Here is a 15,581-nt window from a genome sequence, read left to right as displayed (position 1 = left end):
CTTTTCTTATTGAAAATGTTTCTGGATTTCTACAGAGTAGTCACCACGGATGATACCTTTTTCTGTGATGATAGCCGTAATAAGTTGACCTGGTGTGACATCGAATGCCGGATTGTATACATTCACACCAATTGGTGCAACACGTGTGCCGTGTACGTGTGTTACTTCTTTTTCATTTCGTTCTTCGATGACGATTTCATTGCCGTGTTCAAGTGTTAAATCGAACGTAGACGTAGGTGCTGCTACGTAGAACGGAATGTTGTAATGCTTCGCTAAAATTGCTAGCGAGAGCGTCCCGATTTTGTTTGCTGTGTCACCGTTTGCGACAACACGATCCGCACCAACGATGATAGCAGCAATGTTTTTCGATGCAATCGTATTTGCAGCCATGTTGTCGGTGATGAGTGTTACGTCTACTTCAGCTTGTTGTAATTCCCAAGCTGTTAGCCGAGCACCTTGTAGAACAGGACGTGTTTCACATGCGAAGGCGCGAAGTGTGATGCCACGTTCTTTCGCGATGTAAAACGGTGCAAGTGCTGTGCCGTAACGCGCTGTTGCGATACTACCAGCGTTGCAATGTGTCAAAATATTTGCGCCGTGTTCAAAAAGTGTGACGGCATGTTCTCCGATTTGGCGGCATACATCTTCGTCTTCTTTTTGAATAAGAAGTGCTTCACGTCGTAAAATTTCTCTCGTTTCTTCAATTGTTGTTGCTTCGTTAGACGCTTCCACAAGGCGGTCTAACGCCCAAAATAAATTTACCGCAGTAGGGCGTGAGCTTGCTAAGTAGTTGCGAGCTTTTTTGATTCCTACGTGTAGTGTTGTTAAGTGCTCTGTTTGAATTGCGTCCGCCGCAAGCACTAAGCCGAATGCTGCTGTAATACCAATTGCAGGTGCACCGCGTACTTTAAGGGATACGATTGCTTCCCATACATCTTGTAACGTATGAAGTTTCTCGTATTGAACCTTTCCAGGTAATAGTTGCTGATTTAATAAGACAATGTGATCCTTCTCTAGTAAGACAGAGCGAGGAATCGTTTCTAAGATACTCATGCATTCACCTCATTTTTAATGGTTTTGAATATTCTGTCATAAAATTGTGCATCAACTGTATTTACGTCATGTAAAAGAAGTGCTGTACCTAATTTTAAAGCTTGCTTCTTCGCATGAATGCGTCTTGTCTCGTCTTCTATACCATCTAAATCAGCAACATGTGCTAAGCCGATTGTACGACGAATTATTTCGCATCCTGCAAAGCCGACTGCTTCGCGGAAGATATTTGCAAGTACCGCAATGCGCCACGTATCAAGTGTCGTATATGCATCTACGCTATGTTGGTGCCAAAGCGCAGAGAATGTATCAGAGAATACGTTCCATGTTGTTTCGATATGCGTGAATAATACAGCTTGTCGTTCTTCTTCACGAGAAATTGCTTGAAGCAATAAGTTAGCGAAGAACTGACCGATATCGAAGCCAATTGGACCAAAGCATGCAAATTCAGGATCAATTACTTTCGTTTCTGTTTCGCTCGCGAAAATACTTCCTGTATGCAAGTCACCATGTAGAAGTGCTTCTTTGTGCGTCAAGAAGCTATATTTTAACTGAGCAACACGCTCTTTTAGGGAAACGTTGTTCCAAATTTGTTCTACGTCTTCTTGTAGTGCTGGTTCAAAATTGTTCGTTTCATACGGGCCAAACGGATCGGTGAATACAAGACCTTCTGTAATATCGCACAAGTCCGGATTACAGAACTGGCTATCTAGTTCACGCTTTTTCGATGCATGTAGACCGAAATCGGATGTAAAGAAAAGAGTATGTGCTAAGAATGTCCCGATGTGCGTCGATAGAAGAGGATAATCTTCACCGTCGATTAATCCTTTTCTTGCGATTGTTAAGTGACTTAAATCTTCCATGATTGTTACCGCTAAGTCATGGTCTTCGTGGAACACCTTTGGTACGAGGTGAGGAACGTATTGTCCTTGAATACGAAGTGCATGGCTTTCGATTTCGGCACGCTTTAGTGACAATGGCCAGCTTTCGCCAACGACTTTTGCGTACGGCAATGCTTGCTTGATAATGATGCTTCTTTCGAATCCTTTAATACGGAAGACAAGGTTTAAGTTTCCGTCTCCAATTTCTTCGCATGTAACATGTTCTTCTGCTGTGAAATAAGCTAGTTCTTTTGCGAGTGTAATCGCGCTTTCCTCTGTTAGTGGTGCATAGTTTTTGTTTGACATATTAGTATCCTCCTTATTTGTGGAGGTTTTTTCCGCATGAAAAAAACCTCTTTCATTTTCGTCGAAAGAGGTTTGAAGGTAGTCTTCGCCCCTCTTATCTACCAGAGAGACATGCTCTCTGTTGGAATTAGCACCGTGCCTTATAGGCGCAAATGTAGCGCCCCATTTTGCAATGGTATTACGGTCGGTTGCTGGGCTTCATCGGGCCAAATCCCTCCGCCAGCTCTTGATAAGAGAAAAATCATATGCAATTTTAAAAAGCGAGTATGTTGTGTATCCCATTGTCATTGTCGATTGACAGGAGATGAGAACTTTGTAAAAAGCTCTTGATTGGAACTATAGCAAGTTTATTGTCTGATTGTCAATAACTTTTCGAAAATTTTAAAAATAAAGTTCAGAACGCCTATCGGAAAAGACGGGAATACCTTTTCTCACATCATCAATTTTCGAGAAATCGAGTGTCCCGTAGAGAACTCCTTCTTGTTCGTCACCTTCTACGACAACCTCTCCCCACGGATCAATAATTAATGAGTGACCAGCGAAGGTGTTATTCGGGTCACTGCCAGCACGATTACATGCGACAACGTAACATTGATTTTCAATTGCACGGCTAATGAGTAATGTGCGCCAATGTGCTAAGCGAGGGAGTGGCCACTCTGCTACGACAAATAAGACAGTCGCGCCGTTTACCGTATGTGTACGAATCCATTCTGGGAATCGGATATCATAGCAAATGACACTTGCACACGGTACGTTATCAAGTTGGAATAGCCCTTGCTTATCGCCAGCTTGTAAGTATAGATGCTCGTTCATCAGTTGGAATAAGTGAGCTTTGCTATATTCGCCGGCGCATGTGCCGTCTTTTGCAAACGTGTAGAGCGTATTTGTTACACCGTCTTGATTTTTCTTCGCAATGGAACCACCAACGATGTGTACGTTATACGTCGTTGCCCATTTGCTTAGAAGATTTTTCGTGTCGTTTCCTTCTTCGTCTGCAAGGATATTGAGACGAGTTAAATCATAACCAGTTGTCCATAGTTCTGGTAGGACGAGAACGTCAGGTTTTTGTTTCATTGCTTCTTGAATAAATTGTTCAGCACGAGCAATGTTTGCATCTACATCACCGAACGCAATATCAAGTTGAATAAGGGCAATTTTCATGAGGGTGCCTCCTTTTTTCTTTACAAGTTTGTTTTCACGATATATCATGGTGCCATAAAATTTCAACAATTTTGACAAAAAAGAGGTGGGGAACATGGCGCAATTTCGTCAAACAAATGTGTTACAACAACTGCCAAAGCAGTTTTTTGCTTCACTCGTACAAAAAGTTAACGCGGTCGTACAAGAAGGCCACGATGTGATAAATCTCGGACAAGGAAATCCAGATCAACCAACACCAGAGCATATTGTGAAATCTTTACAAGATGCAGTGGCAGAACCAATTCATCATAAATATCCACCGTTTCGCGGTCACGTATCGCTAAAAGAAGCGGTCGCAACATTTTATGAAAGAGAGTACGGTGTGACGATTGATCCAGAGTCAGAAGTAGCGGTATTGTTCGGCGGAAAAGCTGGCTTAGTAGAATTACCACTTTGTTTCATCGAGGAAGAAGAGAGTATCCTCGTTCCAGACCCAGGTTATCCAGATTATTGGTCTGGTGTGGCATTAGCAAAAGCAAAGATGATTACGATGCCACTAGTGAAAGAAAATCAGTTTCTACCAGACTATGATGCGATTAGTGAGGAAGATGCGAAAAAGGCGAAGATGATGTTCCTTAACTATCCGAATAACCCAACAGGTGCGATTGCAACAAAGGAATTTTTTGAGGAGACAATCCAGTTTGCGAACAAATACGGCACGCTAGTTGTACATGATTTTGCATACGGTGCCATTGGTTTTGGTGGCAAGAAGCCAGTTAGTTTCTTACAGCAAGAGGGTGCCAAAGAAGTTGGGATTGAAATTTATACGTTGTCAAAGACATATAACATGGCAGGATGGCGCATTGCGTTTGCGGTTGGAAATGCAGAAGTAATTGAGGCAATTAATTTGCTGCAAGACCACATATACGTAAGTATTTTCGGTGGCATTCAAGAAGCGGCGAAGACAGCACTTCTATCATCACAACAATGCGTAGATAATCTAGTGGCGACCTACGAATCACGTCGCCAAGCATTAGTTGGTGCGTGTCATGAGATTGGCTGGGAAGTAGATGCACCGGATGGCTCCTTCTTTGCATGGTTACCAGTGCCAGAAGGATATACATCCCAAACATTTGCTGACTTATTACTTGAAAAAGCCCATGTTGCGGTAGCCCCTGGCGTTGGATTTGGAGAGCATGGGGAAGGATACGTACGTGTTGGATTGCTTCACACAGAGGACCGATTAAAAGAGGCGATTATTCGGATAAAAAAACTTGGTATTTTTGAAAAAAAGAATTGACAATGTGGAAAAAACATGTAAAAATCCAAGTAAGAAACATTTGTTGAAAGAAAATTACGAAAACTTCTTATCAAGAGTAGGCAGAGGGACGAGCCCGATGAAGCCCGGCAACCGACTTATTTTATAAGCACGGTGCTAATTCTCGCAGCAAATATGCTGGGAGATAAGGAGATGGTTGAGTATATCGAAACCTCTCCTTTTGGGAGAGGTTTTTTCGTGTAGAGAGGTGATCACATGGGAGGCGTAACCGCAACTTATCTCGTCCACGACGAGAAGCATCATTTAGTGAAGAAAGCGGAAGGAATTGCATTAGGCTTAACAATTGGTTCATGGACGGATTTACCAAGCTTGGAGCAACAGCAATTAAAGAAGCATAAAGGCACGATTATTAGCGTAGAGGAATTAGAAGAGGATCAATGGGTGAACACATATCTTGGCAAACGTGTGACACGAGGCATCTTAAAAATTCATTATCCAGCTGATAATTACAGCAACGATATTCCCGCTATTTTGACGACAGTGTTTGGGAAATTATCTTTAGACGGTGAAGTGAAGTTACTTGATCTTACGCTTACCGACGATATACGAGCGAATTATTTAGGACCACAATACGGTATTAACGGCATTCGTAATTTAGTCGGTGTCTACGATCGTCCGCTCTTAATGAGCATTTTCAAGGGTGTCATAGGAAGAAGTCTTGATGATATGAACGCTCAATTACGAGCGCAAGCACTTGGTGGTATCGATATTGTGAAGGATGACGAAATTTTATTCGATAATCCGTTAACACCATTTGAGAAACGCATTCGTACGTCAAAAGAAACGTTAACGAATGTGTACGAAGAGACAGGACATCGTACGTTATATGCAGTGAACTTATCAGGGCGTACGTTCGACTTGAAAGAAAAAGCGAAACGTGCGTTAGACGGCGGAGCGGATATTCTATTATTCAACGTATTTGCATATGGTTTGGATGTTCTTCAAAGCTTATCAGAGGACTGTGAATTACCAATTCCGATTATGGCGCATCCGGCATTTAGTGGGGCGCTCACACCATCTGAGTTTTACGGTGTATCATATCCGCTGTTGCTAGGAAAGCTATTACGTCTAGCAGGTGCAGACTTTTCTCTTTTCCCATCACCATACGGAAGCGTTGCGCTAAAGAGAGAAGAAACGTTACAAATTGCAGAGAAATTACGCGAAAAAGATACGTATGCAAGTACGTTCCCCGTTCCATCAGCGGGAATTCATCCTGGACTTGTCCCACTATTAATCAATGACTTCGGTATTGATTCTGTCATTAATGCAGGTGGTGGAGTTCACGGTCATCCCGACGGAGCGATTGGTGGAGGGAAAGCATTCCGCCGAGCAATTGATGCGACGTTACAAGGAATCCCATTAACAGAAGTAGATGATACACATGTACAGAAAGCATTGGCATTATGGGGGTGAGGAAATGAAGATTTTTTGTGATTTCGATGGTACGGTAACGGTGCGTGATAACATCGCGAGCATTATGAAACAGTTCGGTGACGAGCGTTGTGAACAATTGAAGAACGACGTTTTGTCTCAGCGCATATCCATACGTGAAGGTGTCGAGAAGATGTTCGCGCTTATCCCGTCCGCGAAGAAAGAAGAAATCATTCACTATTTACAAGAAACAGCGGAAATTTGTGAAGGCTTTGCGAGATTCATTGCTTTTGCGAATGTACAACGTATTCCTCTGTACATTATTAGTGGTGGCATGGACTTCTTCGTGTACCGATTGTTAGAAGGATTAATTGACGAACAAGATATTTACTGCAACGCGACAGATTTCACAAGCGAGTCTATTCACGTCCAGTGGCCAAATCCATGCGATGAATATTGTGCGACGCAAGGATGTGGTTTATGTAAGCCGTCTCTTATTCGAAAGTTAAGTACAGAAGGAGAAACAACGATTGTCATCGGTGATTCTATTACGGATTTAGAAGCAGCGAAACTTGCAGATGTTGTTTTCGCAAGAGACTACTTACAACAAAAATGCGAGGAACTGAATATCCCGCATATTCCATTTTCGACGTTTGATGATATCACAGCAGAATTACAAGTACGATTAGGAGTGACGAAACAATGAGTGTACTGTTCAAACGTTGGGAAGAAATCCGAGATGTGAAGCGAGTGCTGGCAGACCGAGACTGGTTTCCAGCGACGAGTGGAAACATCTCTATCAAAGTAAGCGACAATCCAGTATCGTTCCTCGTATCTGCGAGTGGAAAAGATAAAAGTAAAGAAACAGTAGAAGATTTCTTACTCGTTGACGCAAATGGAAAGGCGCTTCTTGAAACAGACTTGCGTCCATCAGCAGAAACACTTCTTCATATTGCTGTGTATAAGGAAAGCAGGGCAGGATGTGTTCTTCATGTTCATACTGTCGAGAATAATGTTATTTCAAGCTTATACGGGGAAGAAGGAGTTGTTCACTTTACCGATCAAGAAATTATTAAAGCATTAGGTATTTGGGAAGAAGATGGAGAAATCTCTGTGCCGATTATTCCGAATTATGCGGATATTCCGAAGCTAACAGAAGCATTCCGCCCGCATATTCAAGGTGATAGCGGGGCTGTACTCATTCGCCATCACGGTATTACTGTATGGGGTAGAGATGCATTTGAAGCGAAGCGGCATTTAGAAGCGTATGAGTTTCTATTCCGTTTTCATTTACAAAGTAGACAGTTTGCTAGTAAGTAGCTATTAAATAAACAATCGAAGGGAGAAAGATAAAATGGCATTTATTCGTATTCACGGAACAAACGAGCGTATTGAAAATCAAGAAGAGGTGCAAGCATTCCTTGACAAAGAAGGCGTAATCTATGAGCAATGGAACATTGGAAAATTATCAGAAGACTTACAAGAGAACTTCACATTAACAGATGAAAACAAAGGTCAGATTCTAGCATTATTTGACCAAGAAATTTCAGAAATCTCTGTTCGTCGTGGCTACAAAGCACAAGACGTTATCGTACTATCAGAGAATACACCAAACTTAGATCAATTATTAGTGAATTTTAAACAAGAGCATCACCATACAGATGATGAAGTACGCTTTATCGTAAGTGGTCACGGTATTTTCGCAATTCAAGGGCAAGATGATAATTTCTTTGATGTTGAATTAAGTCCAGGTGATTTAATTTCTGTACCACCGAATACACGTCATTATTTCCAATTGCAAGATGATCGCCGTGTTGTGGCAGTTCGTATTTTCGTTACGACAGAAGGTTGGGTACCAATCTATTAATGAATGAGCTTCTCTTTACCTTAAATCACTACTTATATGGTAATATATAGGTTGTTGTGATGGGTGAGGGGGAGGAAACATGAACATTCGAAATTCAATAAAAGCAGTTATTATCAAAGAAGATTCTGTATTATTGACAAAAAATCGTGGTGCATCAGGTGACTTTTATATTTTTCCAGGTGGCGGTCAAGATCATGGGGAAGTGATGCATGATACACTCCGAAGAGAATGTATGGAAGAACTAGGAGCAGAGATAGAAGTTGGGGAACTATTGTACGTACGTGAATATATTGGCAAAAACCATGAGTTTGCAGAAACAGATGCTCACGCACACCAAGTGGAATTTTATTTTCACTGTACGTTAAAGGATGATAAATTAGTGACACCAACTCAACCAGACCCAAAGCAAATTGGAGTAGAGTGGCTACGTATTGACCAATTGCAAGAATACGATGTATATCCAAAGAGATTAACAAACTATTTTATTAAAAAAACATCTTCCATCTATTTGGGTGATATAAATTAACGAAAATGTTGCTAATATTGAATGATATGATGAGAATTTCATGTACACATGTATGAATCTATAATCCCCACTGCGTTAGCGGTGGGTTTTCACTATAATTACGGTTAGAAAGTTATACTATTGACCTAGTACCCCTTCTCTATTTGTAGGTAAAATTAGGACATAAGTACCTTTTTCTACTACCCGAAACTATCAATTATATGGTAATATATAGAATGTTATAGTAAGGAAGGGGCGGAGAACATGAAAAGAGTAGATGTAGCATATGTGTGTTTGTTCAATGAAACGAAAGAAAAAGTACTAATGGTGAAGAATGCAGGACGTAATACATGGTCCTTACCAGGTGGGGCAGTGGAAGAGGGAGAAACGTTGCGCCATGCAGTCATTCGTGAAGCATTAGAAGAAACAGGCTTAGCTATTACACCAGGAAACATCATTGCAGTAGACGAAAAGAAGTTCATGGACAAAGGGCAGCATGCAATCTTCTTTATTTTCTCCGGTACTATTGCAGGTGGAGAACTTCGAATTCAAGATAATAATGAAATAGTAGATGTTGCATGGATTAATATAGATGAGGCAAAAGAGTTATGGCCATTTTATCCAAGTCGTATTCATGAGTTATATGATAATCCAGCACCATATACATATCACGGTGCAGTCTAATTAGTGGGAGGCTTGCATATGACAGAAGTGTTTCGAGCAAGAATAGAGGCAACAATTGGTTCTATTAAAACGATGGAAGTACTTGCCGAACAAGGCTGGACATCCGAAGTACGCCGTGTAATAACAGAAGAGCGCACCTATTTATTAAAGAGTGCGTTTAAATCAAAGTATAAAGCGTGGTTGAAGGCAGAAGCGAATGTCTTAAAGCAACAACTAACGGAACAATATGTCCCAGTACCGACATATTATAATTTTATAGAAGAGAAAGACAGTGCGCACCTTCTTATGTCATTTGAAAAAGGAATAACATTAACGAAGGCACTGCGAGAAGTAACTTCATTAGAAGGAAAGTATGCACTTATCCGAAGTTTTGGAGCGTTCCTACATCAGTTCCATGAGATGGATATACTCCTATCATGGCATCGGGAAGTCGGTTGGTTAGAAGAACAGATAGAAACAGCAGAGCACTATGTTGAGACAAAGCAAACAGATGGTAGTGCCAATTTACTAGCAACGCTAAAATCTACGAAGCTATCCCCTGTTCGCCAAACGATGATTCACGGCGACTATACAACCGATAACGTACTTGTTGTAGATGGTGAAGTGAAATTATTCATCGATGTAGCTGGTATGACAATTGGTGATCCGCGCTATGACGAGGCACTGGCAATTGGCAGTATTGGCAACGATGAAGATGCAAGAAAAGCATTTTATGAAGGATACACGCGCTACAAAGTGTCGGAGAAAGAATACAAGTATTTCAATGAAGGATTATATGAATTTTTTTAATAATAGGTAGAAGCATACATGAAGATTATTTCGTGTATGCTTTTTTGGGTTTGGAGAGTCCTGTAAACTAGCCAAAAAGGTATTACAGATATATTCGATAAGCATAGGTATTCTTTTCATCGTTGCAGGAAACGTGGATTTACCTATCGAATATTGTACCTATCACAGTGATAGGTAGGTGGAGGGATGCGAGCATTATTGGTGATTGATGTGCAAAATTGTATTGTGGATGCAGGGGAGTTTAAAGAAGAGCTTTCATTAATGGAGGAGACGATTAAAGATTTCAAAGCGGGAGATTGTCCTGTTATTTTCATGCAGCACTTTGATAAGGAGACAGAAAGTCCATTGCACAAAGATTCTGCTGGATCGGAGTTACATGCTTCTTTAAAAGAATATGCGGATTGCGTGATTGAGAAGGGTACACCGAGCTCTTTTTTTCATACTGAACTTGCAGATATGTTAGAAAAAGCAGGAGTGGATCACCTATTCATTACAGGATTCCAAACAGAGTTTTGTTGCATGTTCACGGCTATTGCGGCATTTGACCGTGGGTATAAAGTAACGTTCATTGAAAATGCGACAGGTACACCGAATACAGAGGAAACGTATGATATGCCAGGATTAAATGTGAAAGACTTTGTCGGAACCGTTCTCCATTGGTCGAATGTTATTGAAGTGTTAGATTACGAGGAATACGTAGATAAGTATAAGGCGGAGAATGTTGTGTAAGAGAAGGATGTTCACGCATCCTTTTTTTGTGTAGAGGAGTAGGTTATGTATACGAAACGAAAAGGTGTATACGCAGTTATTTTCCATGCAACAAATGACAAAGTAGCTGTTGTTCAAACAGAACGAGGGCATTGTTTTTTGCCTGGTGGTGGTCTAAATGGTGATGAAACGGAAGTAGACTGTTTGAGAAGAGAAGTAAGGGAAGAGACAGGATATGAGGTGTCTGTTCATTGTTTCATTGGTAAGGCAACACATCATTTCTATTCAATGACCAATGAACCAATTGAAAATGAAGGCACGTTTTACATAGCACAGTTGTTGTATCAAACAGGAGAACAAGTAGATGTAGATCATCTGCTCATATGGTTACGGGAAGATCAAGCAGAAAGACTACTTGTTCATGAACATCATCGTTGGGCAGTAAGAGAAGGATATAGGAGGAGAAGAATATGAACATATTAGTACTAGGTGGAACACGTTTCTTTGGAAAGAAATTAGTAGAATCCTTGCTTGAAGAAGGGCATAATGTGACAATCGCAACGCGTGGCAATACAGCAGATGATTTTGGGGACCGTGTAAAACGAGTGCGATTAGAGCGTACAAGTAGTGAATCATTGAAAGAAGTAGCGGATGCCGATGAGTGGGATGTTGTATATGATAATATTTGTTATAGCCCGAATGATGCGCTTTATGCATGTGAAGCATTTGCAGGTAAAGTAAAACGATATATTTTCACTTCAACATTAGCAGTCTATCCATTTGGCGCTACTCGGAACAAGGAAGAGGATTTTAATCCATTTACATACCCAATCAAATTCGGAAACAAATCGGACTTTGATTATGCAGAAGGTAAGAAACAATGTGAAGCGGTATTTTTCCAAAAAGCAACGTTCCCAGTATGTGCCGTGCGCTTTCCGATTGTACTTGGCGAGGATGACTACACGAGGCGACTAGAATTTCATAGCGAACGCATTGCACATGAGATGGAGATTGGGATGCCAAATATCGAGGCGATTATATCATTTATTCATTCAAATGAAGCAGCGACGTTCCTTTCTTGGTTAAAAGACGCATCGGTCGAGGGGCCAATTAATGCGTGTGCGGGCGGTGAGATTTCGCTAGCAGATTTACTGACAAGATTAGAAGAACAACTAGGAAAGAAAGCTATCGTTATTCAGGAGAGCACACCAGATAACCACTCTCCGTATGGCTTACCAGATTCATGGTACATGGAAACAATAAAGGCGAAAAATGCTGGATTTGTGTTTACAGAGTTAGAGGATTGGTTAGGAGCGTTAATTAGGAGATTATAATAAAGTAGCTGGGAAAGTTAGTAGGTTGCCGAAGAATCTCACAAATTAACTGTAACTTTTCATAAGCATTGAGAAACATGTTGCATTGAAATAAAAGTTGATAGAAGTGAAGTAACGAACCCTTATTTATTATCCAAAGTAAAAACTCCATTTTGATAAAACTTTAATCAAAATGGAGTTAATCTTGGTTACTAAGTATGAGAAACTTTGATTATTTCTAATGAGCGTTATGAAAGAGAAGCCCACTTTAGTCGAACAATAATATCTAAGAACGTCTAAGCTTTTTGTCTTCCCATTTTATGATAAAGAGACAAGATAATCCAAATAGCAGTTGGAAGTGCGATTGCTCCAATTACCATAGACGCTAAGAGGCGAATTGGACTGTCATGGACAAATAATAAAGTAATAACAGCAATTGAGAAGAGAAGAAATGGTATGGTTTTTAATAAATTAACTACTCCTTTTTTTTCTTTTTCCTTCCATTTGTTAGAGGATGCTGCGATTGTAGTCCACGCTGTTGGGACGGCAATTATACTGAAAATCACAGCTATTACATGAAGGAATGATTGTAAGGTACCTGAGCTTATCACTGCTCCAATCCATGTAAGTACTGTTATTAAACCTATCGGGATGGCTAGACTTTTCATGAAGCTATATAAACTCTCATACTTTTCAACCGATGTGTCACGATCACTATAAATCGGTTTTGTACCAGGATGTGCTCGGAATAAATGAATACCTCCTTTTGAGGCAATATGTGACCATCCAGAAGATGAAAAGAAGTAAAAGTATTCCTCTTCTTCCCCCTCTTTTAATAAATGATAATCTACACTGTAGATATAATCTGAGCTTTCTCCTTTTTCAAGCGTATACCCCATAAACTTAAAATCACTAACATGCCAACCTTTCAAAGAAAATCGGTGTAATTTTTCCATGTCCTTATCTTCAGAAAAGGCTAATCCACCTGACGTAATATACTTTGTTTGTCTCATGCTTCCCCCTCCTTCAATCCCGTTTCTGCTAATTGAATCATTAGCTTTCTTAGCTTCATGTCTTCTTCTAATACTTCTCTTCCTTTTTCAGTAAGCAGATATGTTTTACGCCTTGAATCCGATCCATCATGCAAATAAATCCACTCTTGTTTTAATAACTTTTTAATAATCGTGTACATTGAAGCAGGACCTATAGTAATTGCCCCTTTTGTTGTTTCTTCAATTAAGCTCATAATAGCGTAACCATGCCTTGGTTTAGTTAAAGCAGCCATAATATAAAACATTGAATCTGTTAATTGCTCAGTTATCTTCAACCAATCACCCTCTATATCAATTTTAGATATATCACATTGTGATATGTATATCTAAAAACAATATATCATAATGTGATATGTATGTACATAGATATATCATAATATGATATATTAATTTATCCAGTTTGGCTAAGTAAACCAAGCTTTAGAGGAGTGTTCTAAGAAAAAAAGGTGGGGAATAGCACGTATTCTATAGAGGTACTAGCCTCATCCGTTATGAAAAAGCAGCCTAATTGCATATACATCAAACCGAATAATAGGAAGAAAGAGTTGCTTCATCGAAGAGGCAACTCTTTTGTTATTATTTCTTATGTTCGATGGTTAAGATAAATCAACCGTCTTGTTCATTACAAACAGAGTGTAGTGCATATATCGACCATATTTTTAATTAAGAACTACTATTCTAGTTTGTTTCTATTCTTCCTCTCTTGTACTCGCCTATACCTCTATATTTTCACAGCATATACTAGAGTACGTTTGTTGATTAGTAGTAGAAGAAAAGGAGGATTCAGATGGAAGAAGTATTCAACAATGAGGCGGAGGTAGAGCAAGAATCAACCGATGAAGAGATAGTGAAACAAGAAGAGGGAAAAAAAGACGAAATAGAACAACAAGGAGCAGAAGCGGAAGTAGTAATTGCCCCGCAAAATTGTGAGATTGGACCATTGTCGCCAGAAGAACGAGTTAGCGAGGCACTTACTATTCGTATCGAAGCCGCACAAGCTCAAGCGGACATCACGCTGCCGAATCATCCGTGTAATGATGATGAAACACGTTATCCGAATAAGATTGCGAGCTACTCAAAGGGATTTCCGCATAACTATCTTGGTGAGGTAGATGTAACGGCATATGAAGCGTGGATTAATGCACTGAAATCTGGTGATTCACAAGCGTTTGAATCATTACCTATTAAAGGTGTAACAAAACTAAAGAACCCACAAGCTGCCTATGCATATAATTTAATCGGTGCGGATTCTCATCATCTTAGTATAGCACCGGCACCAGAATTTTCGAGTGCGTGGGAAGCTGCAGAGATGGGAGAATTATATTGGCAAGCGTTGACGCGTGATGTTCCGTTTGCGGAATATGATACAAATAAGTGGACACGTACAGCCGCTGCGGATTTATCGAAGTTCTCTGATTTCCGAGGGCCAAAAGGAAAAGATTGGGGCGTACAGCATCCATCTGTTCATACGAATAAACAGGTAGATGGTGCAAATCCCAATTTATTTACACAATCAGCACCTAATCCAGATGTGGAAGAGCGAGTAACGACAAAAACACTATTTCGTGGTACAACACAAGGAGATTTAATTGGGCCATACCTTTCCCAATTTCTATGTCAAAAAGTAGACTACGGTGCGGCATCATTCTTTCAAAAATATCATACAGCAGTACCGTATCGTGACTATATGACGTGCTACAGAAGTTGGTTACACATTCAAAATGGCGGAGCAGCAGGAAAGACGGTACTTGATTCGACTCCTCGTTATATTCGTAATAACCGTGATTTAGGAGAGTTTGTGCATAAAGATTTCTCTTATCAAGCATGCTTATCTGCTGGTTTAATGTTGCTTAGCTATGGACAAGAAGCACTAGCGCCAAGCAATCCGTATGTACATTCGAAGACACAGTATGGATTTGTGACTTTCGGTGGACCGCATATTCTTGATTTAGTTGGCAAAGCAGCCCAAGCAGCGTTAGAAGCAGCTTGGTACCAAAAGTTTCTTGTGCATCTTCGTCTTCGTCCAGAAGAATTTGGCGGACGCGTGCACAACGTAGTAAGAGGAAATGCATCGTATCCAATTAACCAAGAACTTCTTAGATCATACGCATTGGAAGTTGTCCAACATCGTTACGGTACGGCATTACTACCAATGGCATATGCAGAAGGGTGTCCAACACATACAGCCTATCCGTCAGGTCATGCATGTTTCGTAGGTGCAGGTGTGACGATGTTGAAAGCGTTTTTTAATGAAAACTTCATCATTCCAGACCCCGTCGTTGCGACGCAAAACGGTTTAGCATTATGTTCATATCGGGGCGCGAAGTTAACGGTTGGAAATGAATTGAATAAGCTTGCATCTAATGTTGCCCTAGGTCGCTGTGCAGCGGGCGTACATTGGCGCACAGATGCATCAGAAGGAATGAAGTTAGGAGAAGCAGTTGCAATTAGTATCTTACAAGATTTTAAGAACACATATAACGAAGATTTCTCTGGCTTCACATTTAAGAAGTTTGACGGAACGACAATTACGATTAAATAAGGAAAAGTTAGTAGCACTTAAAAGGAAGGGGGAA

Annotated in this window: 17 protein-coding genes and 2 riboswitches; of the genes, 12 read left to right on the top strand and 5 right to left on the bottom strand. The window is 40.4% G+C overall.

All coding sequences use genetic code 11. The features are described from left to right. Positions 1-6 precede the first annotated feature (6 nt). From mtnA to IEV41_RS09180, 3 genes are all read right to left on the bottom strand, one after another. Complete coding sequence (gene mtnA, locus IEV41_RS09190; RefSeq protein WP_188388092.1) at positions 7-1,053, bottom strand: S-methyl-5-thioribose-1-phosphate isomerase; 1,047 nt, start codon at positions 1,051-1,053, stop codon at positions 7-9. Next, positions 1,050-2,237 carry an S-methyl-5-thioribose kinase gene (mtnK, locus tag IEV41_RS09185; RefSeq protein WP_188388091.1) on the bottom strand — a complete coding sequence of 396 codons (1,188 nt, stop codon included), beginning with the start codon at positions 2,235-2,237 and terminating at the stop codon, positions 1,050-1,052. Before mtnK ends, mtnA begins: the two co-directional genes overlap by 4 nt. A gap of 91 nt (positions 2,238-2,328) precedes the next feature. Continuing rightward, positions 2,329-2,473: riboswitch (SAM riboswitch) on the bottom strand. A gap of 145 nt (positions 2,474-2,618) precedes the next feature. Further along, on the bottom strand, positions 2,619-3,398 hold the full coding sequence (locus IEV41_RS09180) for a carbon-nitrogen family hydrolase (protein ID WP_188388090.1): 780 nt from the start codon (positions 3,396-3,398) through the stop codon (positions 2,619-2,621). A gap of 94 nt (positions 3,399-3,492) precedes the next feature. On the opposite strand from IEV41_RS09180, the gene IEV41_RS09175 reads away from it, so the two are divergent. The 11 genes from IEV41_RS09175 to IEV41_RS09125 all read left to right on the top strand — a co-directional run bounded on the left by IEV41_RS09175 (position 3,493) and on the right by IEV41_RS09125 (position 11,974). Next, the gene (locus tag IEV41_RS09175; protein ID WP_188388089.1) at positions 3,493-4,677 is read left to right on the top strand and encodes a pyridoxal phosphate-dependent aminotransferase; all 1,185 of its coding nucleotides are present in this window, start codon (positions 3,493-3,495) and stop codon (positions 4,675-4,677) included. A gap of 64 nt (positions 4,678-4,741) precedes the next feature. Beyond that, positions 4,742-4,847, top strand: a riboswitch (SAM riboswitch). A gap of 64 nt (positions 4,848-4,911) precedes the next feature. After that, on the top strand, positions 4,912-6,129 hold the full coding sequence (gene mtnW / locus IEV41_RS09170; protein WP_188388088.1) for a 2,3-diketo-5-methylthiopentyl-1-phosphate enolase: 1,218 nt from the start codon (positions 4,912-4,914) through the stop codon (positions 6,127-6,129). A 4-nt stretch (positions 6,130-6,133) separates the two neighbouring features. After that, entirely contained in the window at positions 6,134-6,793 is a 660-nt protein-coding gene (locus IEV41_RS09165; RefSeq protein ID WP_188388087.1) for a 2-hydroxy-3-keto-5-methylthiopentenyl-1-phosphate phosphatase, read from the top strand. Then, positions 6,790-7,407: a methylthioribulose 1-phosphate dehydratase gene (locus tag IEV41_RS09160; RefSeq protein WP_188388086.1), complete on the top strand. Its 618-nt coding sequence runs from the start codon at positions 6,790-6,792 to the stop codon at positions 7,405-7,407. Before IEV41_RS09165 ends, IEV41_RS09160 begins: the two co-directional genes overlap by 4 nt. Positions 7,408-7,441: 34 nt before the next feature. Then, positions 7,442-7,954 carry an acireductone dioxygenase gene (gene mtnD, locus IEV41_RS09155; protein WP_188388085.1) on the top strand — a complete coding sequence of 171 codons (513 nt, stop codon included), beginning with the start codon at positions 7,442-7,444 and terminating at the stop codon, positions 7,952-7,954. 79 nt (positions 7,955-8,033) lie between these two features. Next, on the top strand, positions 8,034-8,480 hold the full coding sequence (locus IEV41_RS09150; RefSeq protein ID WP_188388084.1) for an NUDIX domain-containing protein: 447 nt from the start codon (positions 8,034-8,036) through the stop codon (positions 8,478-8,480). Positions 8,481-8,723: 243 nt separating this feature from the next. Continuing rightward, complete coding sequence (locus IEV41_RS09145) at positions 8,724-9,143, top strand: NUDIX hydrolase (protein ID WP_188388083.1); 420 nt, start codon at positions 8,724-8,726, stop codon at positions 9,141-9,143. Between the two features lie 18 nt (positions 9,144-9,161). After that, entirely contained in the window at positions 9,162-9,932 is a 771-nt protein-coding gene (locus tag IEV41_RS09140) for an aminoglycoside phosphotransferase family protein (RefSeq protein WP_188388082.1), read from the top strand. Positions 9,933-10,118: 186 nt separating this feature from the next. Further along, positions 10,119-10,661 carry an isochorismatase family protein gene (locus IEV41_RS09135; RefSeq protein WP_188388081.1) on the top strand — a complete coding sequence of 181 codons (543 nt, stop codon included), beginning with the start codon at positions 10,119-10,121 and terminating at the stop codon, positions 10,659-10,661. Between the two features lie 45 nt (positions 10,662-10,706). After that, positions 10,707-11,114 carry an NUDIX domain-containing protein gene (locus tag IEV41_RS09130; RefSeq protein ID WP_188388080.1) on the top strand — a complete coding sequence of 136 codons (408 nt, stop codon included), beginning with the start codon at positions 10,707-10,709 and terminating at the stop codon, positions 11,112-11,114. Next, positions 11,111-11,974, top strand: coding sequence for an NAD-dependent epimerase/dehydratase family protein (locus tag IEV41_RS09125; RefSeq protein WP_188388079.1), 864 nt, complete (start codon positions 11,111-11,113; stop codon positions 11,972-11,974). The genes IEV41_RS09130 and IEV41_RS09125 overlap by 4 nt, the downstream gene beginning before the upstream one ends. A gap of 275 nt (positions 11,975-12,249) precedes the next feature. Here the strand turns inward: IEV41_RS09125 and IEV41_RS09120 are convergent, their stop codons facing one another. After that, on the bottom strand, positions 12,250-12,966 hold the full coding sequence (locus IEV41_RS09120; protein ID WP_188388078.1) for a DUF2812 domain-containing protein: 717 nt from the start codon (positions 12,964-12,966) through the stop codon (positions 12,250-12,252). Beyond that, on the bottom strand, positions 12,963-13,280 hold the full coding sequence (locus tag IEV41_RS09115) for a PadR family transcriptional regulator (protein WP_188388077.1): 318 nt from the start codon (positions 13,278-13,280) through the stop codon (positions 12,963-12,965). Before IEV41_RS09115 ends, IEV41_RS09120 begins: the two co-directional genes overlap by 4 nt. A gap of 512 nt (positions 13,281-13,792) precedes the next feature. Here IEV41_RS09115 and IEV41_RS09110 point away from each other — a divergent pair. Beyond that, positions 13,793-15,547 (top strand): vanadium-dependent haloperoxidase, encoded by a 1,755-nt coding sequence (locus IEV41_RS09110; protein WP_188388076.1) that lies wholly within the window; start codon positions 13,793-13,795, stop codon positions 15,545-15,547. Positions 15,548-15,581: the final 34 nt, after the last annotated feature.

The sequence above is a fragment of the Priestia taiwanensis genome (genome assembly GCF_014638355.1).
GTDB classification, from domain to species: Bacteria; Bacillota; Bacilli; order Bacillales; family Bacillaceae_G; genus Priestia_D; species Priestia_D taiwanensis.
This window is presented reverse-complemented; position numbering and strand designations above follow the sequence as displayed.